This window comes from Occultella aeris (assembly GCF_902703175.1).
GTDB lineage: Bacteria > Actinomycetota > Actinomycetes > Actinomycetales > Beutenbergiaceae > Occultella > Occultella aeris.
This window is the reverse complement of the sequence record NZ_CACRYJ010000036.1, coordinates 58,751-84,600: the sequence shown is the minus strand read 5'-3', so window position 1 is coordinate 84,600 and position 25,850 is coordinate 58,751. Positions and strand designations below refer to the sequence as shown.

General features: G+C 69.7%; 21 protein-coding genes and 1 tRNA gene. 7 read left to right on the top strand and 15 right to left on the bottom strand.

Features of this window, described 5'->3' with window-relative positions; all coding sequences use genetic code 11:
* Positions 1-513: 513 nt before the first annotated feature.
* The 6 genes from HALOF300_RS13455 to HALOF300_RS13430 all read right to left on the bottom strand — a co-directional run bounded on the left by HALOF300_RS13455 (position 514) and on the right by HALOF300_RS13430 (position 7,408).
* On the bottom strand, positions 514-846 hold the full coding sequence (locus tag HALOF300_RS13455) for a hypothetical protein (RefSeq protein WP_156741442.1): 333 nt from the start codon (positions 844-846) through the stop codon (positions 514-516).
* A 598-nt stretch (positions 847-1,444) separates the two neighbouring features.
* Complete coding sequence (locus HALOF300_RS13450) at positions 1,445-2,347, bottom strand: transposase (protein WP_231955348.1); 903 nt, start codon at positions 2,345-2,347, stop codon at positions 1,445-1,447.
* Positions 2,348-2,866: 519 nt separating this feature from the next.
* Positions 2,867-4,039 carry a tyrosine-type recombinase/integrase gene (locus HALOF300_RS13445; RefSeq protein ID WP_156741441.1) on the bottom strand — a complete coding sequence of 391 codons (1,173 nt, stop codon included), beginning with the start codon at positions 4,037-4,039 and terminating at the stop codon, positions 2,867-2,869.
* Between the two features lie 161 nt (positions 4,040-4,200).
* A tRNA-Ser gene (locus HALOF300_RS13440) sits at positions 4,201-4,289 on the bottom strand.
* Between the two features lie 122 nt (positions 4,290-4,411).
* The gene (locus tag HALOF300_RS13435) at positions 4,412-6,244 is read right to left on the bottom strand and encodes a glycoside hydrolase family 2 protein (RefSeq protein WP_156741440.1); all 1,833 of its coding nucleotides are present in this window, start codon (positions 6,242-6,244) and stop codon (positions 4,412-4,414) included.
* Positions 6,245-6,325: 81 nt separating this feature from the next.
* Positions 6,326-7,408: a LacI family DNA-binding transcriptional regulator gene (locus HALOF300_RS13430; protein WP_197522537.1), complete on the bottom strand. Its 1,083-nt coding sequence runs from the start codon at positions 7,406-7,408 to the stop codon at positions 6,326-6,328.
* Positions 7,409-7,664: 256 nt separating this feature from the next.
* Here HALOF300_RS13430 and HALOF300_RS13425 point away from each other — a divergent pair, with 256 nt between their 5' ends.
* The 4 genes from HALOF300_RS13425 to HALOF300_RS13410 all read left to right on the top strand — a co-directional run bounded on the left by HALOF300_RS13425 (position 7,665) and on the right by HALOF300_RS13410 (position 11,867).
* Positions 7,665-8,888: an extracellular solute-binding protein gene (locus HALOF300_RS13425; RefSeq protein WP_231955346.1), complete on the top strand. Its 1,224-nt coding sequence runs from the start codon at positions 7,665-7,667 to the stop codon at positions 8,886-8,888.
* A 16-nt stretch (positions 8,889-8,904) separates the two neighbouring features.
* Positions 8,905-9,873 carry a carbohydrate ABC transporter permease gene (locus HALOF300_RS13420; protein WP_156741437.1) on the top strand — a complete coding sequence of 323 codons (969 nt, stop codon included), beginning with the start codon at positions 8,905-8,907 and terminating at the stop codon, positions 9,871-9,873.
* A 1-nt stretch (position 9,874) separates the two neighbouring features.
* Positions 9,875-10,789: a carbohydrate ABC transporter permease gene (locus HALOF300_RS13415; protein ID WP_156741436.1), complete on the top strand. Its 915-nt coding sequence runs from the start codon at positions 9,875-9,877 to the stop codon at positions 10,787-10,789.
* Between the two features lie 88 nt (positions 10,790-10,877).
* Positions 10,878-11,867: an NAD(P)H-quinone oxidoreductase gene (locus tag HALOF300_RS13410; RefSeq protein ID WP_156741435.1), complete on the top strand. Its 990-nt coding sequence runs from the start codon at positions 10,878-10,880 to the stop codon at positions 11,865-11,867.
* A 31-nt stretch (positions 11,868-11,898) separates the two neighbouring features.
* Here the strand turns inward: HALOF300_RS13410 and HALOF300_RS13405 are convergent, their stop codons facing one another.
* Positions 11,899-13,134, bottom strand: coding sequence for an AGE family epimerase/isomerase (locus tag HALOF300_RS13405; protein WP_156741434.1), 1,236 nt, complete (start codon positions 13,132-13,134; stop codon positions 11,899-11,901).
* Between the two features lie 58 nt (positions 13,135-13,192).
* Here HALOF300_RS13405 and HALOF300_RS13400 point away from each other — a divergent pair, with 58 nt between their 5' ends.
* Positions 13,193-13,879: a bacterial proteasome activator family protein gene (locus HALOF300_RS13400; RefSeq protein WP_231955343.1), complete on the top strand. Its 687-nt coding sequence runs from the start codon at positions 13,193-13,195 to the stop codon at positions 13,877-13,879.
* 117 nt (positions 13,880-13,996) lie between these two features.
* Here HALOF300_RS13400 and HALOF300_RS13395 read toward each other — a convergent pair whose 3' ends face one another.
* The 6 genes from HALOF300_RS13395 to serS all read right to left on the bottom strand — a co-directional run bounded on the left by HALOF300_RS13395 (position 13,997) and on the right by serS (position 20,674).
* On the bottom strand, positions 13,997-14,929 hold the full coding sequence (locus tag HALOF300_RS13395) for a carbohydrate ABC transporter permease (protein WP_156741433.1): 933 nt from the start codon (positions 14,927-14,929) through the stop codon (positions 13,997-13,999).
* Positions 14,926-15,909, bottom strand: coding sequence for a carbohydrate ABC transporter permease (locus HALOF300_RS13390; RefSeq protein WP_231955341.1), 984 nt, complete (start codon positions 15,907-15,909; stop codon positions 14,926-14,928). The genes HALOF300_RS13395 and HALOF300_RS13390 overlap by 4 nt, the downstream gene beginning before the upstream one ends.
* A gap of 95 nt (positions 15,910-16,004) precedes the next feature.
* Positions 16,005-17,378 carry an ABC transporter substrate-binding protein gene (locus tag HALOF300_RS13385; protein WP_197522542.1) on the bottom strand — a complete coding sequence of 458 codons (1,374 nt, stop codon included), beginning with the start codon at positions 17,376-17,378 and terminating at the stop codon, positions 16,005-16,007.
* A 135-nt stretch (positions 17,379-17,513) separates the two neighbouring features.
* The gene (locus HALOF300_RS13380; RefSeq protein ID WP_156741431.1) at positions 17,514-18,521 is read right to left on the bottom strand and encodes a LacI family DNA-binding transcriptional regulator; all 1,008 of its coding nucleotides are present in this window, start codon (positions 18,519-18,521) and stop codon (positions 17,514-17,516) included.
* Positions 18,522-18,536: 15 nt separating this feature from the next.
* A complete protein-coding gene (locus HALOF300_RS13375; RefSeq protein WP_156741430.1) occupies positions 18,537-19,388 on the bottom strand; it encodes an HAD family hydrolase in 852 nt (283 codons plus the stop codon).
* Positions 19,385-20,674: a serine--tRNA ligase gene (gene serS / locus HALOF300_RS13370; RefSeq protein ID WP_156741429.1), complete on the bottom strand. Its 1,290-nt coding sequence runs from the start codon at positions 20,672-20,674 to the stop codon at positions 19,385-19,387. The genes HALOF300_RS13375 and serS overlap by 4 nt, the downstream gene beginning before the upstream one ends.
* Before the next feature lie 82 nt (positions 20,675-20,756).
* Here serS and HALOF300_RS13365 point away from each other — a divergent pair, with 82 nt between their 5' ends.
* Entirely contained in the window at positions 20,757-21,965 is a 1,209-nt protein-coding gene (locus HALOF300_RS13365; RefSeq protein ID WP_156741428.1) for a diacylglycerol/lipid kinase family protein, read from the top strand.
* Between the two features lie 117 nt (positions 21,966-22,082).
* On the opposite strand, the gene HALOF300_RS13360 is transcribed toward HALOF300_RS13365, so the two are convergent.
* Entirely contained in the window at positions 22,083-22,286 is a 204-nt protein-coding gene (locus tag HALOF300_RS13360; RefSeq protein ID WP_154792686.1) for a cold-shock protein, read from the bottom strand.
* A gap of 306 nt (positions 22,287-22,592) precedes the next feature.
* Here HALOF300_RS13360 and HALOF300_RS13355 point away from each other — a divergent pair, with 306 nt between their 5' ends.
* On the top strand, positions 22,593-25,076 hold the full coding sequence (locus HALOF300_RS13355; protein ID WP_156741427.1) for a hypothetical protein: 2,484 nt from the start codon (positions 22,593-22,595) through the stop codon (positions 25,074-25,076).
* Here the strand turns inward: HALOF300_RS13355 and HALOF300_RS13350 are convergent.
* Positions 25,003-25,839, bottom strand: a complete 837-nt coding sequence (locus tag HALOF300_RS13350; protein WP_231955364.1) for a glycosyltransferase family 2 protein — start codon at positions 25,837-25,839, stop codon at positions 25,003-25,005. The two genes, HALOF300_RS13355 and HALOF300_RS13350, sit on opposite strands and share 74 nt — an antisense overlap.
* Between the last annotated feature and the right edge of the window lie 11 nt (positions 25,840-25,850).

Below are 25,850 nucleotides of genomic sequence, written 5' to 3'. Positions count from 1 at the left end.
AACAGAAGGGGCCATGATCGGTGTCATGCCCGGGACGTGCGCGGTGGTCGAGTGCGACTCGGTCGAGTTCTCCCGTGGCGTGTGCCAGATGCACTGGCAGCGGATTAGGCGTGGCCAACCGCTCCTCGCTCCCCGAGATCATCACGTCGTGGTGCGGACTTGCGAGGAATGCAGGGCACAGTGGTGCGATCTTCCTGGCGAGAGGACCACACGCAGGACCTGCAGCGGCGAATGTCTTCGCAATCTTGTCCGACGTCACCATACGGATCCGATCCTCTCGGCGCGCGATGCCGAGGTGGTCGCCTGGGCTCAAGCGGGTCTACCGTACCGGGCCGTCGCCGAGCACTACGGGCTGAGTGAGCCACGCGTTGGTCAGATCGCCCGGCGGGCAGGAATCCGACGTCGACGCAAGACCCGTACATGAGGAACGCCCACAGTTGCAGCAAGCAGTAGTCGCCCCTCTGGCACGGCGGGCGATCAGCCGTTGGGCGGGTGCGGGTCACCGCCGCTAGCTCAGAGGTCAAGATCCTGCCTGTGCTCAGCCAGCGCCCTCAGAAGCCATCCGCGGTCATAAGCCTGCCCACTGCCATCCTCGAACGAGACACGCACGGTCCGAGCGTCGTGAACGTCGACCCGGACCGGCGCGGTGCCCGACGTCGAAAGCGCGAACCCGCCACCGCCCATCACCGATGCCAGCCCGGCACGGTTGTAGATCTGGCCCGAGCCGTCCTCTAACTCCAGCCACACCGCATAATCGTTCCGCTTCAGCGGCACGATCCGCAAGGGTGCGGTGCCGCTGGTGCTGTAGACGGTGGTACCGAAAGCACGAGTATTAGCGTTGTCCATGGTAGAGGTCTCCCGTGTGATCGGCCCCGGGAACCTCCCGGAGTCGCTACCTCACGCGAGCCAGCCGCTTGCGGACGCGGATCGGTAGGACTACGGCCACATGCGTGCTGCGCTTCGTCCGACCGGAACTGTCCGCACTCCAGGGTTGCCTGATGACCGGTGCCGGCGCACCGACATCAGCGTCCACCAGTTCTCGCGGTCCGCAGACATCGAGAGCTTGTGGAGACACCGTGGGCAACATGCCACCCTTGCCTCGATCCACCGATGAGTTGTAGGTCGACGCCTGAGGTCGATTCCGGCGTGATGACGGCATCTGTGGGCGTGTTGTGGCTGCCCGGCCTGACCGGTGTTTCCACTGTGATTGTGCGGCGGCAGGGGCGCTTCAGACTGATTTCAGGTCGCCCAGTCTCGGGCGTGTAGCACAGCGTCGTAGAACGTGGTCCGGGCTGCTTCTCAGGGCCAGTTGAGCGGCAGGTGCCGTCGTAGACGACGAGCGTAGGACGTGATCCGGGCCGGGAGGTTCATGAGTTTGGCGAGGCGAGCACTTTGCGATCAGACCACTGGTCCCTCGAGAACCCCGTCCGGCTCCCTTCTGTTGTCAACCGGTTTGGCGTAGCGTCTTGTCCGCGGGTCCGGGAAGTGGCTGATCCGAAGTGTCGATGTGCAGGGGTAGGTCGACCGCGCTGGATTCTTGAGACGCCCTGCAGTGCCCTCCCGGACCCGTGCCAACGTCTTCGACGGCTGCACGTTGTGCGTCTTCGAGCAGTTGGCGGTAGATCGCGTCGGAGATCCTGCGCTTGAGACAGCGGATCGCCTCGAGCGGCTTCTTGCCCTCGGCTCGCTTACGTCGGTAGTAGACCCGGCCGTCGGTGTTGAGACGGATCTCGCTGATCGCTGCGATGTGGATCATGTGGTTCATCCGCCGGTTCCCGGCCCGTGAGAGACGGTGCCGGTTCTGCTCACCGGATGAGGCATCCAAGGGTGCGGTGCCGGTCCAGGACGCGAACCGGTTGCGGTCAGCGAAGCGCGTCACGTCGCCGGCGTCGGCCAGTACGCGGGCAGCGACGACGGGGCCGACGCCGTGCAGATCCATCAAGCGTGAGCCGCGGGCCACGACGATGGTTTTGAGCTCGACGGTGGACTTCTTGATCTTGGCCTCGACCGCGACCAGCTCGGCGAGCTCTTCGGCGGCGATGCGGCGGCGGGTCTTGCCGGCGATGTCCCGGGGACGCACCGACGCGAGCATGGTCTTGGCCTGACCGGTGGTGATGTCGCGTTTCGCCTGTCCTGGCAGGAGTTCTGCGAGCAGAGCCTGGAGTCGGTCGACGGTCTGGACCCGCCGGCGAGTCAGTGCCTCGCGACGGTCGGTGAGCATCCGTAGTGCTTCGAGTTCGCCATCGAGCTGCAGCACCCTCAGGGTCGTTGTGCGGACCGCAACAGCGGCGACCGCGTGTGCATCGTGCGCGTCGGTCTTGCGGTTATGCCCGCCGTCCTCGAGCAATCGTTGGGCCAGCGGTCGCCCGGCGCCGTTGCTTCCCTCGACCGCCCAGACCGGGTTCGGCCAAGTGTTCGCCTAGGTGCGCATCGCGGTATGGCCAGCCCGGTCGGTGGTGAACCGAACCGACCCGAGTCGCTGTTCATGCTGGTCGACGACCTCGATCGTCGCCGACAACTTGTGGGGATCCACCCCAATGATGACGCGCTCCGACCGGTAGTTCATGCGCTGCTCCCGCCTGTGCTCGATCCGATGCGGACGGCGAGGTGGGCATTGCTACTACGAGCTGGGCAGTCCCTTCTTGAGCCACGCCTCGTCACGGTGACCCGCGGACTGCAGACCGAAAGTGAGCCACACCAGATCACCCGGTGGGCAGCCGCATGGAGAGCCTCCCGCCGATCACCTGGACCGAGTCTGGCCAGACACCGGCCCTACGGCAATCGTCTGGTAGCCGCGTGTGACATCACGGTGAGGAACCCCAAGGCCCGGTCCGCGCACATGATTCGGGTTAGCAAATCCTCCCGGTCACACCGCGTCCTCGACCTCGACCTCGACGCTCATACGCGCCGTAAGCGCTCTGTCCCGCTGCGCCGTCGCATGCTGGTAGCGCATTGCCGCGTCGGTGCTACGGTGCCCGCCGCGCCGCTTCAGCTCCTCGAGTGTGGCGCCCTGGGCGGCGTACGTGGTCAGGCCGGTATGCCTCAGGTTGTGGAACAGGAAGCGCGGTCGCACCTGATCCCGTGCGACCCGCCAGGCCTTGTCGAAGGAGGTCTGCGAGATCGGAGCCTGCGGGTTCCTTGTGCTCGGCAGGACCGGACCCTCCCGGCCCGGCCCGGCGTGCGCGGCCAAGTGCTCGCATAGGTCCGAGAGCACCACGGCAGGGATCGCGATGGAACGCCGCGACCCGGCCTTGGGATCGGTGTAGCCCGGGGGTGAGGTCTTCGTGTGCCACTGACGACGCACGTGCAGCACGGCACGCGCCGGGTCGTCTAGGTGCTCTAGGTCGCGGCGCTGCAGACCAAGCACCTCGCCGAGCCGCAGGGAGCACCACGCGGCCAGCGGGACGGCGATGCGCAGGTGCTGCGGCATCGCCGCTGCCATGGCTCGCACCTCGGCAGGCGAAGCGACCTCCTCGGTGTCGATGGAGGCGCTCGCGCGGGTGTCCTTCGGGATGGACACGTTCACGGGCGATACCGTTACGCCACCGATCTTCGCGGCGACGGCAGCGCGGAACATGGTGCGCACCGTCCGGGCCACGTTCGCCCACGGCCCGCGCTTGGCCCGCACCGCCTTGAGGAGCACGTCGATGTCCTCGGGAACCACATCGACCATGCGTACGTCACCGAGCGTCGGCAGCACGTGCACGTCCAGGGTCGAGCGGTAGGACCGGGTCGTGCCGGGCGACCTACCCTCGTCCGCGAGCCGGACGAGCCAGTCGTCCGCCCACTCCCGCACAGTCACGGACTCGACACGCTCACGGGTCGCGGCGTCCCGCACCGACTTGCGTCGCTCGGTGGGTGCTATGAACACGCAGCGGGCAATCTCCGAGCGGGCTATGGACAGCGCAGCCTTGGCATCGCCGATGGTGAAGTAGTTGCCGATCGCGTATTGGCGACCCTCGTAGGTCACCCGGGCACGGTACATACCGCCGGTCCGGCGGTCGATCCCGCGTGGCAACTTCGTGCGCTTCTTAGGCATCCTCAACCTCCTGATCCCAAGGGGCCAGCGTGTCCTGTCTTGGTCCTAATTTCAAGCATACCAGGGCGCACCTGTGCACTCTGGTGCCAACTGCACACGGGACCAGAAACGGCGCCATTGCAACGCGAAGCCCCGGAACCATGCGGGTCCGGGGCTGTCGTTGGCGGAGGGTAAGGGATTCGAACCCTTGGTGCTGTTGAGGCACAACGGTTTTCAAGACCGTCACATTCGGCCGCTCTGTCAACCCTCCCGGCGCCCGGTCCATTGTGGCCCATCGGGCCACCGTGAAGCCAAACGCGACTGCCCGACGGCGGAAAGTGGGCCGCGTAGGCGGGCCCACCTTCGCCGTCGGGCAGGTTGGCGAAGACCGGCTCAGCCGGCGCTGCCCGGTGCGGCCACCCGCGCGGTCGCCTCGATCGCGGCCGGCCGCTGCTGCACGGCGCGGACGCGGTCCACATCGAGCTTGACGCTGCGGTCGAAGCGGTAGATGCCGTTCTCCTCCTGGAACACGTCGGTGAGTTGCGTGTAGCAGTAGCCGAACATGTTGACGTCGTCGAGCAGGACGTCGGTCAGGCCGGCGAACCGGACCTGGAACTCCTCCTCGTCGGCGACCCGCTGGCCGTACCCCCAGGACTCCTCACGGTTGTCGCCCGCGGCCGCGAGCGCGTCCGGGTTCCACCAGATGCCGCCGTACTCGCTGACGAAGTAGGGCTGGCCGTTGTAGTCCTGGGAGATGGTGCGCCCGTCGTGGGTGTTGATCCAGGGCGTCCCGCCTGCCACGTCCCCCATCTCCTCGGCGAACGCGGCCGGGTCCTGGGTGTAGTTGTGCGAGTCGTAGACGTCGGTCTCCAGGACCCGGTGGGAATAGCCGGAGGTGTCCAGCACCGGGCGCGAGGGGTCGGCCGCCTTCGTAGCGAGCCACATGCCGCGGGTGACGTCGTCGAGGTCGGTGATGCGGTCGTGCAGCACCTGCCAGGTCTCGTTCAGCGGGCACCACCCGACGATCGAGGGGTGCGAGACATCCCGGTCGAGGACCTCGAGCCACTGGGTGATGAACGAGGCGGTGACCCGCTGGTGGTCCGTGATCGGTCCGCCGCCGCCGATGCCCCAGTCCCCGAACTCGCCCCAGACCAGGTAGCCGAGCCGGTCCGCGTGGTAGAGGAACCGCTCCTCGAAGACCTTCTGGTGCAGCCGGGCGCCGTTGAAGCCGGCGTTCAGCGAGAGCTCGATGTCCTCGACGAGGGCCGCGTCGGAGGGCGCCGTCATCAGCCCGTCCGGGTAGTAGCCCTGGTCCAGTACGAGCCGCTGGAACACGGGCTCGCCGTTGATGAGGATCCGGTTGCCGTCGATCGCGACCGAGCGCAGGCCCGCGTAGGAGTCGACCGAGTCCACCAAGGCGCCGTCGGCGTCGAGCAGCTCGACCCGCACACCGTATAGATTGCCCTGACCCACGGACCAGAGCCGGACCCGGTCCTGCGGCACCGCCAGGTGCAGGCTCGGGGCGAGGTCGAGGTCGGCGCGGGAGGTCGCGGTGGCGATCTCGCCGGCGTCGTCGGAGAGCACGGCGCGGACCTGGTAGCCGGGCACGTTGCCGGACAGCGCGGCCACCACGGTGAAACTGGTCGAGGCGAGGTCCGGGGTGATCCGCGGACGGCGCAGGTGGGTGTGCGGCACCGGCTCGAGCCACACGGTCTGCCAGATGCCGGTGGTCCGGGTGTAGTTGCACTCGGAGTTCTTGAACTTGGTGGCCTGCTTGCCGCGGGCCTGGTTCGCGTGGCGCGGGTCGCGGGCGCGGACCACGATGGTGGCCTCCTCACCGGGCGCTGCCACACCGTGCAGGTCAGCGGTGAACGGGGAGAAACCGCCGCGGTGGCGCACCACCTCGGTGCCGTTCACCCACACGGTCGTGTCATGGTCGACGGCGCCGAAGTGCAGCAGCGCCCGGCGTCCGGACCAGTTGGCCGGGACGGTCACCGTGCGGCGGTACCAGACGGCGTCCATGAAGTCGACGTGCTCGACGCCGGAGAGCTCGGACTCCGGGGCGAACGGGACGGTGATGCTCCCGCTGAGGTCGGAGGTGACGAGACCACGCTCGAGGCCGGAGTCACCGCCGTCGATCTCGAACTGCCAGGTGCCGTTCAGGTTCAGCCAGTCGGGCCGGACCATCTGCGGGCGGGGGTACTCCGGGCGGGGGATGTCGGACATCTATCTCTCCTCGAGATACAACGTTGTAGGCGGGCCACCGGCAAGCCTAGGCCATCGCCTGAGGCCCTGGTCAAGCCCCGGTCAGTTCCCGGGGTGCCCGTTCGTGCTCTCCCGGACGATCAGCCGGTGCCCGACCGTGTGCACCTGCGGCGTCACCGTCGAGCCGTCCACCCGGGCGAGCACCAGATCCACCGCCAACTCCGCGAGCGCGGACAGGTCTGGTGCCACGGTGGTCAGGGTCGGGTTCGAGTAGATGCCGTCCTCGGTACCGTCCCAGCCGAGCACGGCCACGTCCTCTGGCACCCGGAGCCCGGCCGCGCGCAGCACGTGCATGGCCCCGATGGCGAGGAGGTCGTTCGCGCAGACGAGCGCATCGAGGGCGTCGGGGCCGGTGAACCGGTCGAGGAGCCCGCCGACCACCTCGGCACCGCCGGGGCGGGAGTAGGTCGGAGCAGGGAAGGCCTCCGCGGTGAGTCCGTGCGCCTCGAGGGCGGCCGCGTAGCCCGCGTGCCGCAGCACCCCGGTGCCGTTGGTCTCGGTGGCCCGCACTCCCAGGAACCCGATCCGGCGCCGCCCCGACGCGATCAGGTGTTCGGTGGCCTCGCGGGCGGAGACCACGTTGTCGATCACGACGTGGTCGGCCGCGGCCGCGCCGCCGTCCACGGGCAGGGTGGCCTCGCCGAGCATGACCATCGGCAGCCGTCCGCCGGCGGCCACGAGGTCGGAGTCGGCAAGCGCCTGCGGAGAGAAGATGACGCCGTCGAGGAGGTCGACCCGGAACCCTTCGGCGACGACCTGCTCGTGGCCCGGCTCGGCGAACGTCTCGTCGATGAGAACCGTGTAGCCGCGGGCCTTCGCGGCGAGGATGACGGCGTGGGCCAGGTCCGCGAAGTACGAGAGGCGGATCTCGGGGATCGCCAGGGCGAGCAGCCGGCTTCGCCCCTGCCGCAGATTGCGGCCCGCCGCGTTGGGCCGGTAACCGAGTTCATCGATGGCTCGCTGCACCCGCTCGCGGGTGCTGTCCCGCACCGGGGCGGTGCCGTTGACCACGTTCGAGACCGTCTTCCAGGACACGCCGGCGAGCGCGGCCACGTCCTTCACGTTCGGCCGGCGCGCCGGCCGTGCGGGCGCGCCGTCTTCTGTACCGCTGCGGTCTTGCGACACGGTCCACCTCCACTTGACAGCCGATGTGCGGTACATCACTGTATTCAACGTTAGAAGTTGCATCGGACACAAAGACGATCCTGTGCGGCTGTTAACGTGCGCATCGCCTACCTGGAGGTCAAAGATGACCGTGAATTCAGCGTTACGTTCTCCCGGGTCGGGAGCCCGTGGGCCGCGTCGGAGATCGGTGCTGCAAGGCGCTCTCGGCGCTGGCACACTGCTCTCGGCAGGTGCACTGAGCAGTTGCGCAGGAAGCGTGGCGAGCGCCACCTCGTCCGGCACGCTCGTGCGCATCTGGGACCTTCTCGGCGGGTCGGACGGCGAGATCATGGGTGAGATCGTCGAAGGCGTCCGGGAGGAGTTGCCGCACATCACGATCGACCGGACCACGTTGGCGTGGGGTGCGCCGTACTACACGAAGCTCGCCATGGCATCGACCGGTGGCCGCGCCCCCGAGGCGGCCGTGATGCACCTGTCCCGACTGATCGGGTACGCGCCCGGCGGGCTCCTGGAACCGTTCGACCTGGACCTGCTCGAGCAGGTCGGCATCACCGAGTCCGACTTCCCCGCCGCGCTGTGGGAGCGGGCTCTCTACCAGGACGAGCTATACGCGCTGCCGCTGGACACGCACCCGTTCATCACGTTCTACAACCCGGCCATCGCCGAACCGGCCGGTCTGCTGAACCCGGACGGCACGCTGGTCGAGATCGACAACCCGGACGCCCTCCTGGACGCCGGCCGCGCGATGGCGGAGGTGACCGGCGCGCAGGGCCTCTCCTACGGGTACCTCAGTGACGCCGCACAGCCGTGGCGCATGTTCTGGGGGTTCTACGGCCAGACCGGCGCCGACTACGAGTTCACGCCGGGCCAGCCCGTCGGCTTCGACGACGGCGCCGCCGTCGAGGTGCTCGAGTTCATGCAGTCGATGCTCGACGGCACCGTCGCCGCGAGCAACAGCGACTACGGCTCCGCGATCGCGAACTTCAGTACCGAGCAGACCGGGCTGATCTTCTCCGGCGTGTGGGAGAAGACCTCGCTGCAGGGTGCGATCCCGGATCTGGGCGGCGCGACCGTGCCGATCATCTTCGGCACGCCGACGGCGTTCGGGGACTCCCACTCCTACGTGTTGCCGAGGCAGCTGGTCGCCAACCCGGAACGACGCGAGGCGACCTATGAGGTTCTGGGCGCGATCCTCAAGCGGGGGCTGCGCTGGGCAGACGCGGGGCACATCCCTTCTCTCATCCCGGTGGTGGAGTCCGACGAGTACCAGGACCTGGTTCCGCAGCGGAACTACGCCCAGGCTGCCGACTGGATCTTCCTCGACCCACCGGTGTGGTTCGCGGGCTCCGGCAGCGACTTCCAGAACCGCATGTCCCAGGCGATGCAGACCGCACTGCAGGGCCTCGGCACCGCGCAGGACGCCGTCGACATGATGGTCGGCGAGATGAACACGTTCCTCGAGACGCCGGCACCGGCGTAGGGCGGGAGAGCAACCCATGAGTGCCACCACCTCCGACGCGACGGCAGCGACGCCGTCGTCCGCCCCGAGCGCAGGCCGTAAGGACCTGCGCCGCTCAACGCGCGAAGCCGAGCGACGCGCCGAACAACTCCACAGCGGCCGCAGCGGCTACTGGTTCATGCTTCCGTTCGCAGTCGTCTTCCTCGTCTTCCTGGTCTGGCCGATCATCTACGGCATCTGGATGAGCCTGACCGACCGCACCCTGATCGGCACCGAACCCGGCTTCGTCGGGATCGCGAACTTCGTCGAGGCCTTCGGCGACGCGCAGGTCTGGCAGACCCTGTGGCAGACCGTCCTGTTCACGGTCGGCAGCACCATCCCGCTGGTCCTGGTGGCCCTGGTGATGGCGTTGCTGGTGTTCACCGGGCTTCCCGGCCAATGGCTCTGGCGGTTCGCCTTCTTCGCCTCGTTCCTGCTGCCCGTCGCCGTGGTGACGCAGGTCTGGGCCTGGATGTACCAGCCCGACCTGGGGTTGTTCAACACCTGGCTCACCGCCCTCGGGCTGGAGCCGGTGGGCTGGCTGACCGACCCGAACTGGGCGATGATCGCGATCATCGCGGCCACCGTGTGGTGGACCGTCGGGTTCAACTTCCTGCTCTACCTGGCCGCGCTCCAGGCCATCCCGGAACACCTCTACGAGGCCGCCGCGATCGACGGCGCAGGCGCTTGGCGGCGCCTGTTCTCGATCACGATCCCGCAGCTCGGGCGCACCACCTGGCTCGTCCTGGCCCTGCAGATCCTCGCCTCGCTCAAGGTGTTCGACCAGATCTACCTGCTCACCCAGGGTGGGCCGAACGGTGCCACCCGCTCGATCCTGCTCTACATCTACGACACGGGCTTCGTGAACTACCGGCTCGGGTACGCGTCGGCGATCTCCTACATCTTCTTCGCGCTGATCGTCATCCTGTCCCTGACCCGGTTCTTCGCCGGCCGGAAGGAGTCCTGAGATGGCCACCGACACTCTCGTGCTGCCGGAGGTTGCCACCCGGCGGGCGATCCGCCGGGCGGACAACCAGCGCTCCACCCGGCTCCTGCTCGGCTCGAGCACCACGGCCCGCACGCTCGCGATGATCGCCCTGATCATGATGACGGTGGTCTGGCTGCTCCCGTTCGTGTGGGCGATCATCACCTCGTTCAAGACCGAGACCGACGCGGCCAGCGCGGCAACCCTGTGGCCGGCGAGCGGCTGGTCGCTGCAGGCCTACATCAACGTCCTGACCAAGGGTGACCTGCCGATCTGGATGTTGAACTCGGTGATCACGGCGGTGCTCGTCACGGTGATCACGCTGGTGGTCTCAGCGATGGCCGGCTACGCATTCTCCCGGACCATGTTCCGCGGCCGGCGGATCGCGTTCGCGATCACGGTGGCCTCGATCATGGTGCCCGGGCAGATCCTGATCGTTCCGCTGTTCCAGCAGATGCTGTCCTTCCAGATGGTCGACACCTACGCCGGCATCATCCTTCCGCAGGTGGTCGCGCCGGTGATGGTGTTCATCCTGAAGAAGTTCTTCGACGCCATCCCGCAGGAGCTCCTGGACGCGGCCCGGGTTGACGGCGCCGGGCCCTGGCGGACGTTCTCCACGATCGTCGTGCCGCTGTCCAAGTCGATCCTGGTGGCGGTCGCGATCTTCACGTTCATCGGGGCGTGGAACAACTTCCTGTGGCCGTTCATCGTGGTCTCGGACTCCTCGCTGATGACGATCCCGGTGGGTATCGCCACGGTCACGGAGACCTACGGGCTGCAGTACGCCCGCACGATGGCGTCCGCATTGCTGGCGGCGCTGCCGCTGCTGGTCGTGTTCATGCTGTTCCAGCGTCAGATCGTGCGCGGCGTGGCCACCACCGGCCTCGGCGGGCAGTAGGGCGCACAACCCCGCCCGACGGCGGAGGTGAGGCCGTGTACGCGGCGTCGCCTCCGCCGTCGGCGTGTTCTGGCTCTACGTTGGGATCATGCGCGCAGTGCTCGCCACCGGCATCGGTGGCCCCGAAGTGCTCTTCCCCGCCGACGTGCCCGACCCCGTGCCGGGCGACGGCGAGGTCCTCATCGACGTCGCCGCGGCCGGCGTGAACCGGGCCGACCTGCTCCAGCTGAAGGGGCACCACCCGCCGCCACCGGGCGCGCCGGACTGGCCGGGGCTCGAGGTGTCCGGCACGATCGCGGCGCTCGGTCCGAGAGTGAGCGGCTGGTCGGTCGGTGACCGGGTCTGCGCGCTGCTCGACGGCGGGGGTTACGCCTCGAAGGCGGTCGCGCCTGCCGCGTTCCTCCTGCCGGTACCCGCGGAGCTGGACCTGGTGGACGCGGCCGGGCTACCGGAGGCGATCTGCACCGTCTGGTCGAACCTGGCCGGAGTGGCCGGGCTGACGCCGGAGTCCGCGGCCGGCTCGACGGTGCTGGTGCACGGTGGTTCCGGCGGGGTGGGCACCACCTCGATCCTGTTGTTGAAGGCGCTCGGGGCGCGGGTGCTGACCACCGCGGGCGGGCCCGAGCGGGTGGCCCGGTGCGTCGCACTCGGCGCGGACGTCGGCATCGACCACCGCACCGAGGACTTCGCCGAGGTGGTGGATCGGGTCACCGACGGCGCCGGGGTGGACCTCATCCTGGATGTGATCGGCGCCGGCTACCTCGAGCGCAACCTCGCCAGTCTCGCCACCCATGGTCAGCTGGTGATCATCTCCGCCCAGCAGGGCACGAAAGCCACCCTCGACATCGGGCGCCTGATGGGCCGGTGGGCCGGCGTGCACGGCAGCCTGCTGCGCAAGCGGCCGCGGTCGGAGAAGGTCGAGATCGTCGCGAGCGTGCGTGAGCAGGCGTGGCCGCTGGTGGCATCCGGCCGGGTGTTCCCGGTGGTGCACGAGCGGCTGCCGCTGGACCGGGCCGCGGACGCGCACCGCCTCATGGCCGACGGCGCCGTGTTCGGCAAGGTCCTGCTCGTTCCCTGACTGCGTCTCCGCCCGCCCGCCCAGCAGCGGCTCAGACCTTGTCGAGCAGGCCCTGCGCCAGGGCCGGTGCGATCGGCGGGGTCAGCGGCAGGCGCGGGATGAGGGTCGCCTGGATGGCGTGGTAGATGTCCGGCTTCCCGTTCCAGACGGTCGCGCTCGGCTCGTTGTCGGAGTCGAGCTCGTGGATCCAGGAGCCGCCCTCCTCGTCGATCAGGTGCACGGCGGCGTACTCCCACCAGAGCTGGTACCAGGCCGGGAGGTTCGGGTCCTCGGTCACCCGGTACAGCGCGGCGGCGGCGCCGAGGGCCTCGGTGACCACCCAGTGCATCCGCTCGGTGACCAGCGGCTTGCCGGTGAAGTCGACCGTGTAGACGAAGCCGTCCGCGCCGTCGACGTCCCAGCCCTCGGTGACGGCGAGGTCGAAGAGCGCCTGGGCGCCGTCGAGCATCCAGTCCTCCGGCGAGACGCCCCGCAACTGCCAGGCCGCGCGCGCGTGCAGCGTGAGCCGGCTCCACTCGAACCAGTGCCCGATGGTGGCGCCGGCCGGGCGGAACGGGTCCGCCGGGTGGTCCATGTTGTAGTCGGGCAACGGCTTCCAGTCGGCATCGAAGTGCTCGGGGATGCGCCAGTCGTTGTTGCGGGCGAAGTCGTCGACCACGCGCTTGGTGATCCGGGTTGCCCGCTCGAGCCAGGCGTCGTCACCGGTGACGTCCGCGGCCGCGAGGTAGGCCTCCACGGTGTGCATGTTCGCGTTTACACCGCGGTAGTCCTCGAGCCGGGTGAAGCCGGCGTCGTAGGACTCCACGACCATGCCGTCCTCGTCCCGCCAGAACCGCTCGAGCGAGACAGTGAGCGCCTCGGCGAGGAGCTCCTTGCCGCCCGGCCGACCGGCTGCCGCCGCGCTCGAGGCGGCGAGGATCACGAACGCGTGCGCGTACGCGGCCTTCGTGCTGTCGATCGGCCCGTCGGGTCCGACCTGGGCGTACCAGCCGCCATGCTCCTTGTCATGGAAGTGCTCGGCGAGGGCGCGCACTCCGTGGTCGACCATGGTCGCCGAGCCTGGCCTGCCGAGCAGAGCGCCGAGGGCGAAGGAGTGGATCATCCGGCAGGTGACCCACAGGTGCGAGCCTTCCGCGGGCACGGGCCGGCCCTCGCCGTCGAGGTAGCCGAAGCCCTCGTCGGTGAGTGCGCCGGAGGCGAACGCGAGCAGGGAATCGGCCTCGGCCTCGAGCCAGCGGGTGTGCGCGGCGTTGGTCAACCAGTTCATGCCTGCAGGCTATCGTCACGACCTGCGCCCGCGGGGGCCAGGCAGGCATGATGGACGCATGAGCAGCGACGAGCCCACCAATGACCGGACCGATGACGTGACCACGGCTGCCACCGAGGCCACCGCGAGCCCCGACGAAGCGATGCAGGAGACCCTCCTCGGCGAGCGCTCCGACGATGCCGACCAGGCAGCTGATGAGGCCCGCACCGTCGCCGACGAACGATCCGGGAGCAAGCCCGAGCGGCCGCGGGTCGTGGTGGCGTCCGCCTCCGGTCTCGGAGTCGCGACCGAGGAGGGCGCAGACCCGGCCGCGCTCGTCGAGGAGCCCGCGAAGGTGATGCGGATCGGCACGATGATCAAGCAGCTGCTCGAGGAGGTCCGCAGCGCACCCCTGGACGAGGCCGCCCGGGAGCGCCTCGCCGAGATCCACGAGCGCTCGCTGCACGAGCTCGAGGCTGGGCTGAGCGCGGACCTGGTCGCCGAGCTGCACCGGATCACGCTGCCGTTCACCGACGACCGGGCGCCCTCCGACGCCGAGCTCCGGATCGCGCAGGCACAGCTCGTGGGCTGGCTCGAGGGCCTGTTCCACGGCATCCAGACCGCCCTGGTGGCGCAGCAGATGGCCGCCCAGAACCAACTCGTCGGGATGCGGGCCCTCCCTCCGGGCGTCTCGCACCCGTCCATGGGGGCGCCCGGGCCGGCCGGCGACGACCGCAGCAACCACGGCACCGGCCAGTACCTGTAGCGGCGCCAGCTGACGCGCTGAGATCGCACCCACGGCCTCGACCTCGCACCGTCCTTCGGTGTGAGGTCAGAGGCACAGGTGCGATCTCAGCGAACGCACGGCGCGAGCCTCGGCTGGTCAGCCCTTGACCGAGCCGGCCAGCAGGCCCCGGACGAAGTAGCGCTGCAGGGACAGGAACACGATCAGCGGCAGGACCATGGACACGAACGCGCCCGCGGTGAGCAGCTGCCAGTCCTGGCCGCGCGAACCGGCCATCTCCGCCAGACGAGCGGTGAGCGGCTGGATCGCGTTGTTGGCGCCGGTGAACGTCAGGCCCACGAGCAGGTCGTTCCACACCCAGATGAACTGGAAGATCGCGACGGAGGCGATCGCCGGCGCCATGAGCGGCAGCATGATCCGCAGGAACACCGACACGTGACCGGCGCCGTCCACCCGGGCCGCCTCCACGAGTTCCTTGGGCACATCGGACATGAAGTTGTGCAGCAGGAAGACTGCGAGCGGCAACGCGAAGATGGAGTGCGCCACCCACACGGACAGGTACGGGAACGTGTCCAGCAGGCCGCTCGAGGAGAAGATCCGCAGCAACGGGATCAGCGCCATCTGCAACGGCACGATCTGCAGGGCGAACACGGCGACGAAGACCCAGTCCCGGCCCCGCCAATCCAGCACCGAGAACGCATACGCGGCCATCGTCGCGAGCACCAACGGGATCACCGTGGCCGGCACGGTGATCACCAACGAGTTGATGAAGTAGTCGGACAGCGACCCCGAGGAGGCACGCCCGAAGAGGACCTCCTGGTAGTTGTCCAGGGTGAACTCCGGGTTGGACAGGAACGTCCACCACCCGCTCGACTTGATGTCCTCCTCCGGGCGGAACGAGGAGATGAACAACCCGAACGTGGGGATGGTCCACAGCACCGCGATGACCACCGCGACCACGCTACCGATCCGGTTGCCCACCAGGGAGCGGAACTTCGTGGCCGTCGACCGCTGGCTCGGCCGCTGCGTGGCTACCTCTGCGACCTCCGGGACGCCTGCCTCGACGCTCATCCTCGCACCGCCCTGTTCTTGGCCATCTGTCTGATATTGAACGCGACGAGCGGGATGACCAGGATGAAGATGACCACCGCCATTGCCGAACCGACGCCGTTGTCACCGAACACGAACGAGTAGTCGTACATCTGGTTCGCGAGCACCTGGGTGTCGAACCGGGCCCCGGTCATGGTCCGGGTGATGTCGAAGATCTTCAACGTCGCGATCGAGATCGTGGTCAGCACCACCACGAGCGAGGGCCGGATGCTCGGCACGGTGATGTTCCGGAACATCTCCCAGGCGTTCACTCCGTCCAGCCGGGCCGCTTCGATGATGTCCGTCGGCACCGCCTTGATCGCCGCGGACAGGACCACCATCGCGAACCCGGCCTGGATCCAGATCATCACCGCGATCAGGAACAGCGTGTTCCACGGCGCGTCCTGGAGGAACCGGACCGGCTCGAAGCCGAGCCACGTGATGAACGCGTTCAGCAGGCCGATCTGCTCCTGGGCGGCGCCCCGGTACTCGTAGACGAACTTCCAGATGATGCCCGCCCCCACGAACGAGATCGCCACCGGCAGGAACAGCAGCGACTTCGCGAGCTTCTCCAGCCGTGACCTGTCGATCAGGATGGCGTAGACGAGCCCGATCACGGTGGACAGGATCGGCACCAGGATCACCCAGATGAACGTGTTCCGGAACGCGATCACGGCACCCGTGTTCGTGACCGTGAAGATGTAGTTCTGCAGCCCGACGGCGTTGTCGGTGCCCGCATCGTAGAAGGACATGTAGAACGTGCGGATCGCCGGGTAGATGAGGCCGACCACGAGCAGCAGCAGAGCCGGTCCACCGAACACCGCGAGCGCGGCCCACCGCCGTCCCTTGCCGACCCACTTGTCGGCGGCCCAGGCGATCGCGAGCAGCACTGCGATCAGCGCCGCGAACGCGATGATCACGAGCAGCATCTGGCCGAACTTGTCATTCAGGAAGAAGTCCACCGTTGGTTCTCCTCTCGTCAACTGAGCGGACCGACACGTCGCGCGTGGGGGCGGAACCCAGCAGGTTCCGCCCCCACGCGCGTCAACTCATCGGATCAGCTCGCCGGCCAGGACGCCTCGATCTGGTCGAGCACGGCCTGGGTGTCCGCGCCGTCGATCCACTCGGTCATCCCGGTCCAGAACGAACCGGCACCGACGGCCGAGGGCATCAGGTCGGAACCGTCGAAGCGGGTCACCGCGTCGGGGTCCTGCAGCAGCTCGATGGCCAGCCGCAGCACGTCCGAAGAGGCGTTCGCCGGGTCCACCGCGTTGTTCGCGCTGGTGACGCCGCCGATGGTGACGCGCAGGTTCGCCCACTCACCGGAGGACATGAACGCCTGCACGGCCTGGGTCGCCTCGTTGTCGTCGAACGCGCCGACGAACTCACCGGCGGTCAGCAGCGGCTTGGAGTCCGCGTCGTCACCCGGCAGGTAGAACGCGAACGCGTCACCCTCGGGGCTGACGTCCGTACCTTCGGGCCACTGTGCCTCGTAGAAGGAGGCCATCCGGTACATGAAGCAGTTGCCCTCGAGGATCGGCAGCCCACCGTCGTTGAACGAGGTCGTCGCGATCGACCGGGAGTCCCCGATGCCACCGTTGACATAGTCCTCGTTGCGCAGGATGGAACCGGCCCGCTCGGTGGCCGCGAGGATCTGCGGGTCGTTGAACGGGATCTCGTGGGTGACCCACTGGTCGTAGACCTCGGGGCCCGCCTCACGCAGGACCATGTCCTCGATGAAGTCGGTGGCCGGCCAGCCGGTCGCCCCACCGGACTCGATGCCGGCGCACCAGGGCTTCACGACGCCGTCGGCGCCGTGATCGGCAACGATCTGGTCGGAGAGCGCGATCAGCTCGTCCCAGGTGGTGGGTACCTCGTAGCCGTTCTCCTCGAACGCGGTCGGGGAGTACCAGACGAATGACTTCACCGACGCCATCAGCGGCGCGGCGTAGAAGGTGCCGTCAACGGTGCCGTAGTTGAGCCACTCCTCGGTCCAGCCCTCCTGGGCGTTGGTGACGGTCTGCTCGCTCGGCTCCACGATGTAGCCGTCGTTCACGAGGCGGGCGAGCAGGCCGGGCTGCGGGATGATCGCGAGGTTGGGCGCATTGCCACCCTCGGCCTGCACCACCACCTGGGTCTCGAACTCACCGATGCCGTTGTGGACGACGTCGATGCCGGTGCACTCCTCGAAGTCGACGAAGGTGTCCTCCATCTGGTCGGCCTCCTGCTCACGGATCGAGGAGAGGATGGTGACCTCGTCGCCCTCGAACGTGCCGTAGTCGGCGTAGTCCTCGCAGGCCGCGTCGCCGCCGCCGTCATCACCGTCGCCGCCCCCGCCGCCGAGGTCACTACCGGAACACGCGGTCAGGGCCAGCGCGAACGCCAGGCCTCCCGCCACTGCGGCGCCGGTACGCCGAGCCGTCGTCCTCATCATCGAGTTGTCCTCCTGCTACACGTCGGAAACACGACAGCGCGGGACCCGCACTATCGCCTACCCCATGCAAGCGCTTACGGCCGATGCCTGCAACCGTTTCCGGCCCGGAGCGCATAACAATCGCATCACAGGTCAGATCGGCGGTATTGCAGTGGAAGAGCGCTCTACCAGGGTCGTCGGGTAGGTGAGCCGATTGCCGACCGGCGTGCCTGTGAGCATCTCCAGGATGAGCGCGGCCGCAGCGGCCCCCTGCTCGACGGCGTCCTGCGCCACAGTGGTCAGACCCACCAGGTCACCGAGGTCATGGCCGTCGATCCCGATCACCGAGACGTCCTCGGGCACGCGCAGGCCGCGGTCGCGGATCGCGTGCATCGCACCGAACGCCATCTCGTCAGAGGCCGCGAACACGGCCGTGATGTCCGGGTGTGCGTCCAGCAGTCCACCGCACGCGGTGCGCCCGCCGGTCATCCCGAAGTGACCGTGGACCAGCCACTCCGGCCGGACCCCGATGCCCGCCCGCGCGAGCTCGGCCCGGTAGCCCTCCAGCCGGAGCACCGGCGGAGACCACGTCGCACGTTCGGCCGGGGCGCCACCCAGATACCCGATCCGGGTGTGCCCCAGGTCGAGCAGGTGGCGTGTGGCCACGCGGGCCGCGGCCTCGTCGTCGATGCCGACCGTGACCCGATCCGGCGGACCTGCTCCGACGAACACCAGGGGCACCTCCAACCCCGCGAGGGTGGCGATCTCGTCGGCGTCCAGCGTCATGCCGACGACGAGCACCCCGTCCACCCTCCGGCGCAGCACGAACGGGTCGACCCGCGAGCGCCGGAACTCCTCGTCCAGCTCGAAGGAGTACAGCAGGGCGTCGAAGCCGTCGGCCCGCAGCGCCCGCTCGGCACCCTCGGTGACCGCAGCATGGAACCAGCGCCGGAACCACGGGGTGAGCAGGCCCACCGTGCGCGTTCGTCCCGATGCCAGTGACGCCGCCGAGGCCGACGGCGCGTACCCCAGCTCGATCGCGACCTGACGCACTCGTGCACGGGTGGACTCACGCACATTGGGCAGCCCGCGCAGCGCCCGCGAGACGGTCGCCGTCGAGACTCCCGCCGCCCTCGCCACGTCATCGATGTCTGGGGCCACGGATCGGAGTGTGCCCTAAACGCCGTCCCCGTGCAGAACGGCCCGCAGGATCGGCACCAGCCCGTCCTCCTCGACCGGTCCGGTATGCACGTCCGCCGCGGCCAGCGTGTCCGCGTCGGCGCCGCCCATGGCGACCCCGACGCCGGCCCAGCCGAGCATCTCGATGTCGTTGCGCCCGTCCCCCGCGGCCAGGGTGGATCCCGCCGGCACCTCGAGGCGCTGACGCACCACGTCGAGCGCGCTCGCCTTGGAGATGCCCTCCGGCGCGATGTCCAGCCACGCCGTCCAGCCGACGGCGTAGCTCACCCCGTGCAGGCCGCTGCGCTCGACGAGGTCATGGAAGTCGTCCGCGTCCAGGTCGGGGGCGCGCAGCGTGAGCCGGGAGGCCGGCGCCGCGCACAACTCCTCGAAGTCGACGACGCGCACCTCCCCCGTCAGCTCGCCCATCGGGAACGGCGCGGTCACCTTGAACCCGCGGCCGAGGTCCTCGACGGCGAACAGCACGTCCGGTGCGTGCTCGCGCAACAGGCGCAGGGTCGGCTCGGGGTCGAAGGTGGCGACGTCGTTGATCTCGTAGCCACCCTCCAGCTCCGGGTCCAGCCGGATGGTGACGGCGCCGTTGGAGCAGACCGCCCACCCCGTCCCCAGGCCCAGGTGCGCGAGCACCGGGGTGACGGCCTGCAGCGACCGGCCGGTCGCGAGCACGACGTGCGTGCCGCTCGCGGCGAGGTCGGCGACCGCCTCGACGACGCCGTCGGACATCGTGCCGTCGTGACCGAGGATGGTGCCGTCGATGTCCAGGGCGACCAGCAGCTGTGGCCCAGGACTCAGGTCCGCGATCGCCTCCGGCGTGAACGCGACGCTCATGCGGTGGCCGATCCGCCGGCCGGCTCGAGCACCTCGAGCCCGCCGAGGTAGCCGCGCAAGCCCTCCGGCACCCGCACCGAGCCGTCCGGCAGCTGGTGGTTCTCCAGGATCGCGACGATCCAGCGGGTGGTCGCGAGGGTCCCGTTCAGCGTCGCGACCGGGCGCGTCTGGCCCGACGGCGTCCGCTCGCGGATGCCGAGGCGGCGGGCCTGGAACGTGGTGCAGTTCGAGGTGGAGGTCAGCTCCAGGTAGCGGCCCTGGGTGGGCAGCCAGGCCTCGCAGTCGAACTTGCGGGCGGCGCTGGTGCCGAGGTCCCCCGCGGCGGTGTCGATGACCCGATAGGGCAGGCCTGCGGCGGCCAGCATCTCCTCCTCCCAGGCGAGCAGGCGGGCGTGCTCGGCCTCGGCCTCCTCGACCGGCACGTAGGAGAACATCTCGACCTTGTGGAACTGGTGCACCCGGATGATGCCGCGGGTGTCCTTACCGTAGGAGCCGGCCTCCCGGCGGTAGCACGCGGACCAGCCGGCGTACCGCTTCGGACCAGCACTCAGATCGAGAATCTCGCCGGAGTGGTAACCGGCCAGGGCAACCTCAGAGGTGCCCACCAGGTACAGGTCGTCCGCCTCGAGTCGGTAGATCTCGTCCGCGTGCGCGCCGAGGAACCCGGTGCCGGCCATGATCTCCGGCTTGACCAGGGTGGGCGTGATCATCGGGGTGAAGCCCGCACCCACGGCCTTGTCGATCGCGGCGTTCAGCAGGGCCAGCTCGAGGCGGGCGCCGATGCCGGTGAGGTAGTAGAACCGGGCCCCGGATACCTTGGCGCCGCGCTCGGTGTCGATCGCGGCGAGCAGCTCGCCGATCTCCAGGTGGTCACGCGGGGTGAAACCCTCCGCGGCGAAGTCGCGCGGGGCGCCCTCGGTGCGCAGCACCACGTAGTCGTCCTCGCCGCCGGCCGGCACGCCGTCGAGCACGATGTTCGGGAAGCCGGCAAGCAGCCGGTCCAGGTCGTCACGAGCACGGTCGGCGTCCGCCTCGGCCGCTTTGACGTGGTCGGAGAGCTCCTTCGCCTTCGTCAGGATCGTCGGGCGTTCCTCGGGCGTGGCCTTGCCGACAGAGCGGGAGACCTCCTTCTGGTCCGCGCGCAGCCGCTCGAACTCGGTGAGCAGTGAGCGCCGCCTGGCATCGGCATCGAGGACCTTGTCGACCAGCGCGGGGGACTCTCCACGGGCCCGCTGGCTCGCTCGTGCAACGTCCGGATCCTCGCGCAGGCTCTTCAGATCAATCACACGCACGAGCGTATCGGTCCCGAGCACCGGCGTGTGCGGGGCGGATCGGCCCGGCCGGCGTGGTCGGGGCTACCGTGCAGCCATGACGTGGGAACAGGTGGTGAGCGTCGTCGCGCTCGTCCTGGCGGTCGCGGCGGTGGTGGTCGGCCTGGTGCTGCTGCGCCGCATCTCCGAACGCAGCCAGCGCGTGCCCTCCCTCGGCACGGGCAGCACCGAACCCGCTGGATCCACAGCGCCCACCGGGCCGCCCGCCTTCGTGGTGAACCCGATCAAGGTGACCGATCCTCGCAAGCTGCGCACCGCCGTCGAACAGGTCTGCGCCGAGGCCGGCCTGCCCGAACCCCTCTGGTACGAGACGACCGTGGCCGACCCAGGTCTCGGTCAGGCGCGGCGGGCGCTCGCCGCCGGGGCCTCGGTGGTGGTGGCTGCCGGTGGCGACGGCACCGTGCGCTCGGTGGCGATGGCCCTGGTCGGCACCAGCACGCCGATGGGGCTGCTGCCGCTGGGCACCGGGAACCTGCTCGCCCGCAACCTGGACCTGCCGGTCGACGGCGCCCGCAGCCTGATCCGCACCGCGCTGACCGGCACCGACCACCCGATCGACATCGGCTGGGTCCGGCCGGATCGGCTGCGCCCGGCCCGTGAGGACGACGAACCCGGAGCCGACTCTGATGCTGCGATCGACACGGCGCTGGACCCCGGGGAGGACGAGCACCTGTTCCTGGTGATGGCGGGCGTCGGCTTCGACGCGGCGATGGTGGCCGGGGCGGGCGACGAGCTGAAGGCCCGGGTGGGTTGGTTCGCATACTTCCTGGCCGGCGCCCGCCACCTGCACGGGCGCAAGGTCCGGCTCCGGATGTCCGTGGACGAGGAACCGGGTCAGCACCTGCGACTGCGGAGCCTGCTGTTCGCGAACTGTGGCCGCCTGCCCGGCGGGATCGTGCTGCTGCCCGACGCGCAGATCAACGACGGCTGGCTCGACATCGCGGCCCTGGACACGCGGGGCGGGCTGTTCGGCTGGGCCTCGCTGTTCGGGCAGGTCGTCGGGCAGGGCCTCGGGATCCGCCGGCAACTGCCGAACAGTCCGAGCACGATCGAGTTCTGGCGCGGCAAGCAGGTCCGGGTCCTCATCGAGGAGCCCGCGCATGTCCAGGTCGACGGCGATCTCATCGGTGAGGCGGTCGGGCTGCGGGTGCGCGTGGAGCCGGCCGGGCTGTACGTCCGCACGAACAATGTCGAGGAGTCCGGTTCGGGTGCCACGTCGGCCCCGAACGCCGCGCCCTCGAATTGAGCCATGCCGGGCGCGCGCGGGTTCCGGACCCGGAATGCGCGAAGCGCACCACCCCCGAGGGGATGGTGCGCTTCGCAGAGTTCGAACGGGGGGCTCAGACGGCCCCGCGAGTCAGACTCAGACGGGACGGATGTCCGAGGCCTGGGGACCCTTGGGGCCCTGCGTCACCTCGAACTCGACACGCTGGTTCTCCTCGAGCGTGCGGTAGCCGCTCGTGGCGATGGCGGAGTAGTGCGCGAACACGTCGGCGCTGCCATCCTCGGGGGCGATGAAGCCGAAGCCCTTCTCGGCGTTGAACCACTTCACGATTCCGGTAGTCATAATTGTTCTCCTTCGGGAGTGTTGTCGCGGGCCCGCTTGTCGAGCCCGCGGCCACGGTGTCGTTCGTCACTCTCCGGTAAGAAGAACGACGCCGACCTGCGAAGGTCGACGTCAAGACGTGCGATGCACTGCAACCTCAAGCCGCAACAGTACCGGACGGCTCCCACGCGCGCTAGAGCCGATGTCCACGGATCGCCGAGAGCGCAATCACACCCGTGCCGAACGGACGCTCCTGATGGTCCGGCGGCACGAATCCCCCGCACCAGGGCACGATTCCTCCGCATCGCGCCTCTACGCTGAGCCTCGATGACCTCGAGCACTCCGAACCCGGCCGCCGCGACGACGCGGGCACCGAGCGCCCGCACCGTGGCGCGCCTATGGCGCGCCCTGGTGGTGGCGCTGTCCGCCGTGGTGCTGCTCATGCTCACCCCACCGTCGGTCGCGGGCGCAACGCCCGACGGCGCAGCGTCGCCATCGCGGGTCGCGGCAGCCTCCGGAGGGGTCACCGGGGCGGTCGAGCCGTCGCTGGCGGGCGGGCAGCCGCGGGACGTCGACCCCGACCGGCCCGTCGTGGTGATCGGGGTGGCCGGTCTGGCCTGGGCGGACGTGACCCCGATGACCCCTGCCCTGTGGTCGCTGTCCCAGGACTCGGTCGGCTCGCTCGTGGTCCGAAGCGTGCGAACCAGCTCCTGCCCGGCGGACGGCTGGCTCGCGATCTCGGCCGGCACCCGAGCCGCGGACACCTCCGGACCGTGCCGGGACCTGCTCGAACCCGACCCGGACGGGTCGGTGCCGGGCTGGGCCGACTACCAGGCCGCGGCCGCCGAGGAGAACTTCGACGCCCGGCTCGGACTGCTCGGAGACGCGACGGTAGGCACCCAGACCCCGGCGACGAGCATAGGCCCGGGCGCCGCGATCGCCCTCGCCGACGCGGCCGGCCAGACCGCCGATCACATGCGCCGGCCCACCGGCGCGCAGGAGTGGACCGTCCAGACCACCATCGCCCTCGAGCGGTCCCGGCTGGTGGTCATCGACGCCGGCGAGGTCCAGGACGCACCCGGCCCGGTCACCACCCAGCAGTACCACGACAACCAGGTCCAGGTCGCGGACGAGCACGTGGCCGCGATCATCCAAGGGATCCGGGACTCCGGGACCGACCCGGTGATCGTCCTGTCCGGGATCTCCGACTCCGGGTCCGGCCCGGGGCTGCGGGTGCTGGCGATCAGCGGCGCGGACCAGGAGCCGGCGCTGCTCACGTCCTCCTCCACCCGTCAGGACGGCTACGTGCTCGCCACCGACCAGCAGGCCACGATCACCGGGCTGCTGGGCATCACCGCCGCGATCCCCAGCGGCGTCACCATCGGCGCACCGGCGCGGGCGCTGCCCGACTCGAGCACAGCCGCGCAGCGCATCGAGGTCCTGCTCGACGACGAGCTGCACGCGCAGGCCGTCCGCCCGCTGGTGGCCAGCTACTACCTCATCCTCGTGATCCTCAACCTGGCCCTGTTCGCCGCCGTGGCGCTCGGCCTCAAGCGGCCGGCCGCGACCCGGATCCGCGCGTTCCTGGCCCGGCGCTTCCCACGCCGGCGCGGCCGGCCGGACGAGAACCTCGTGGTCGCCCGGTCCGGGGTGCTCCGGCTGCTCCGGGTGGTGGCGCTGTCCATCGGCGCGCTCCCGGTCTCGTCGTTCCTGGCGAATCTGCTGCCGTGGTGGCGCAGCACGCCACCGGCACTCGGCCTGGCCGTGATCACGCTCGGCTGGGTGGCCCTGATCGTCGCGATCGCGCTCGTGGGTCCGTGGCGCCGGCGCGTCCTCGGCCCGGCGACCTGGGTCGCCGCGGTCACGGCGGGGGTGCTCACGGTGGACGTGGTCACCGGAGCCACCCTGCAGATCTCCGCCGTCATGGGGGTGCCGACCCTCGTGGCCGGCCGGTTCTACGGCATGAACAACACCTCGTTCTCGCTGTTCACCGTCTCCACCCTGCTGGTCACGGTCGCCATCGCGAACCCGTTGGTGCGGGCCGGACGGCGCAAGCTCGCCGGGGTGATCGTGCTCGCGATCGGGGTGTTCGCGGCGGCCATCGACGGCGCCCCGGGGATCGGCGCGGACTTCGGCGGGCCGCCGGCGCTGCTGCCTGCGTACGGGCTGCTGGCGCTCATGGCGGCGGGCATCAGGCTCACCTGGAAGCGGGTCCTCGGCGTCCTCGCGGTGGCGGCGGCCGCGACGATCGGCCTCGCGTTCATCGACTGGCTGCGGCCGGCCGATGACCGCACCCACCTGGGCCGGTTCTTCCAGACGGTGCTCGACGGCGGCCTGTGGCCGGTGATCGCCCGCAAGCTGGACCAGAACATCACGATCCTGTTCGGGAACCGGCCGCTGACGATCCTGGCGATCTGCGGCGTGCTGACCGTCGTGTTCGTGCTGGCAAGGCCGATCCGTGGCGCGATCACCTCACCCGGTGGTGGCGGGTACGACTGGCTCTCCGCCGGTACTCCGATCTCCAGGATGGGCCGGGACGCCCCGATGCTGCCGCCGGGCATCATCGCGATCGGTGTTGCTCTCGGCCTCGGCCTGGTGGTCAACGACTCCGGGATCGCCATCCCGGCGATCGGGGTGTCCGTCACGGTGCCGCTGCTGCTCGCCGCGTGTGCCACCTGGATGCTCGCCCTTGAGCCGGCCGACCTGATCCGGGCCAACCAGGAGCCGGGCGAGCCGGTCAGAACTGCGGCGGCTCCGCCTGCCCAGCCTGTCCGGAGGGTCCGGGTACCTCGCCGGGGTCGTCCCGGCTGACCTTCTGCTTGTAGTGACGGAAGCGGCGTGCGGCCACAGCCATCGCCACGTCCCGGTATTGCGCCGCCCGGTGCAGCTGGCCCTTCAGATCGCTGCCGGAGGCCCGGTGCCGCAGGTCGCAGGGCACCTCCACCACGGCGAAGCCCTGCAGCAGCACGTCGATCGTCATCCCGGTCTCCACACCCCAGCCGCGAGCGAGCGGGGTGGCCGCGTCGAAGGCGGCCCGGGTCAGGCAGCGCTGCCCGGACAGCGGCTGGGCCGGCGCCCACCCGGTCGCGGCGTGGATGGAGCGACGCGCCAGGCCGGTGACGATGCCCCGGCCGCCGGCCCCCGCCTGCTTCGGCAGGGTGGCGATCGACATGTCCGCCTTGCCGTGCAGCACCGGCGGTACCAGCGGGGCCGCGTTGACGGCGGTGGCACCGAGGTCGGCGTCGACGAACAGCAGCAGCCGCGCCGGGCCGGTCTCGGCGTCGCGCATGGCCACCACCGCGGCGCCGGTCTCCATCGCGGAGGCCTTGCCACGGTTGTGGGAGTGCCGGACCACCACGGCGCCTGCGCCCCGGGCCAGGTGCTGGGTGTCGTCCTCGGAGCCGTCGTCGACCACGAGCACCAGATCCACGTGCGGGATCGCCCGGACCGCACGCACGGTCGCGGCGATCCGCTCGGCCTCGTCCTTGGCGGGGATCACCACGGCCACCCGCTGATCGTCCGGGGCGGACGGAACGGGATGGCGCGCACCCTCGGGGGCGCGGCGGCGGATCACGCGTAGGGAAC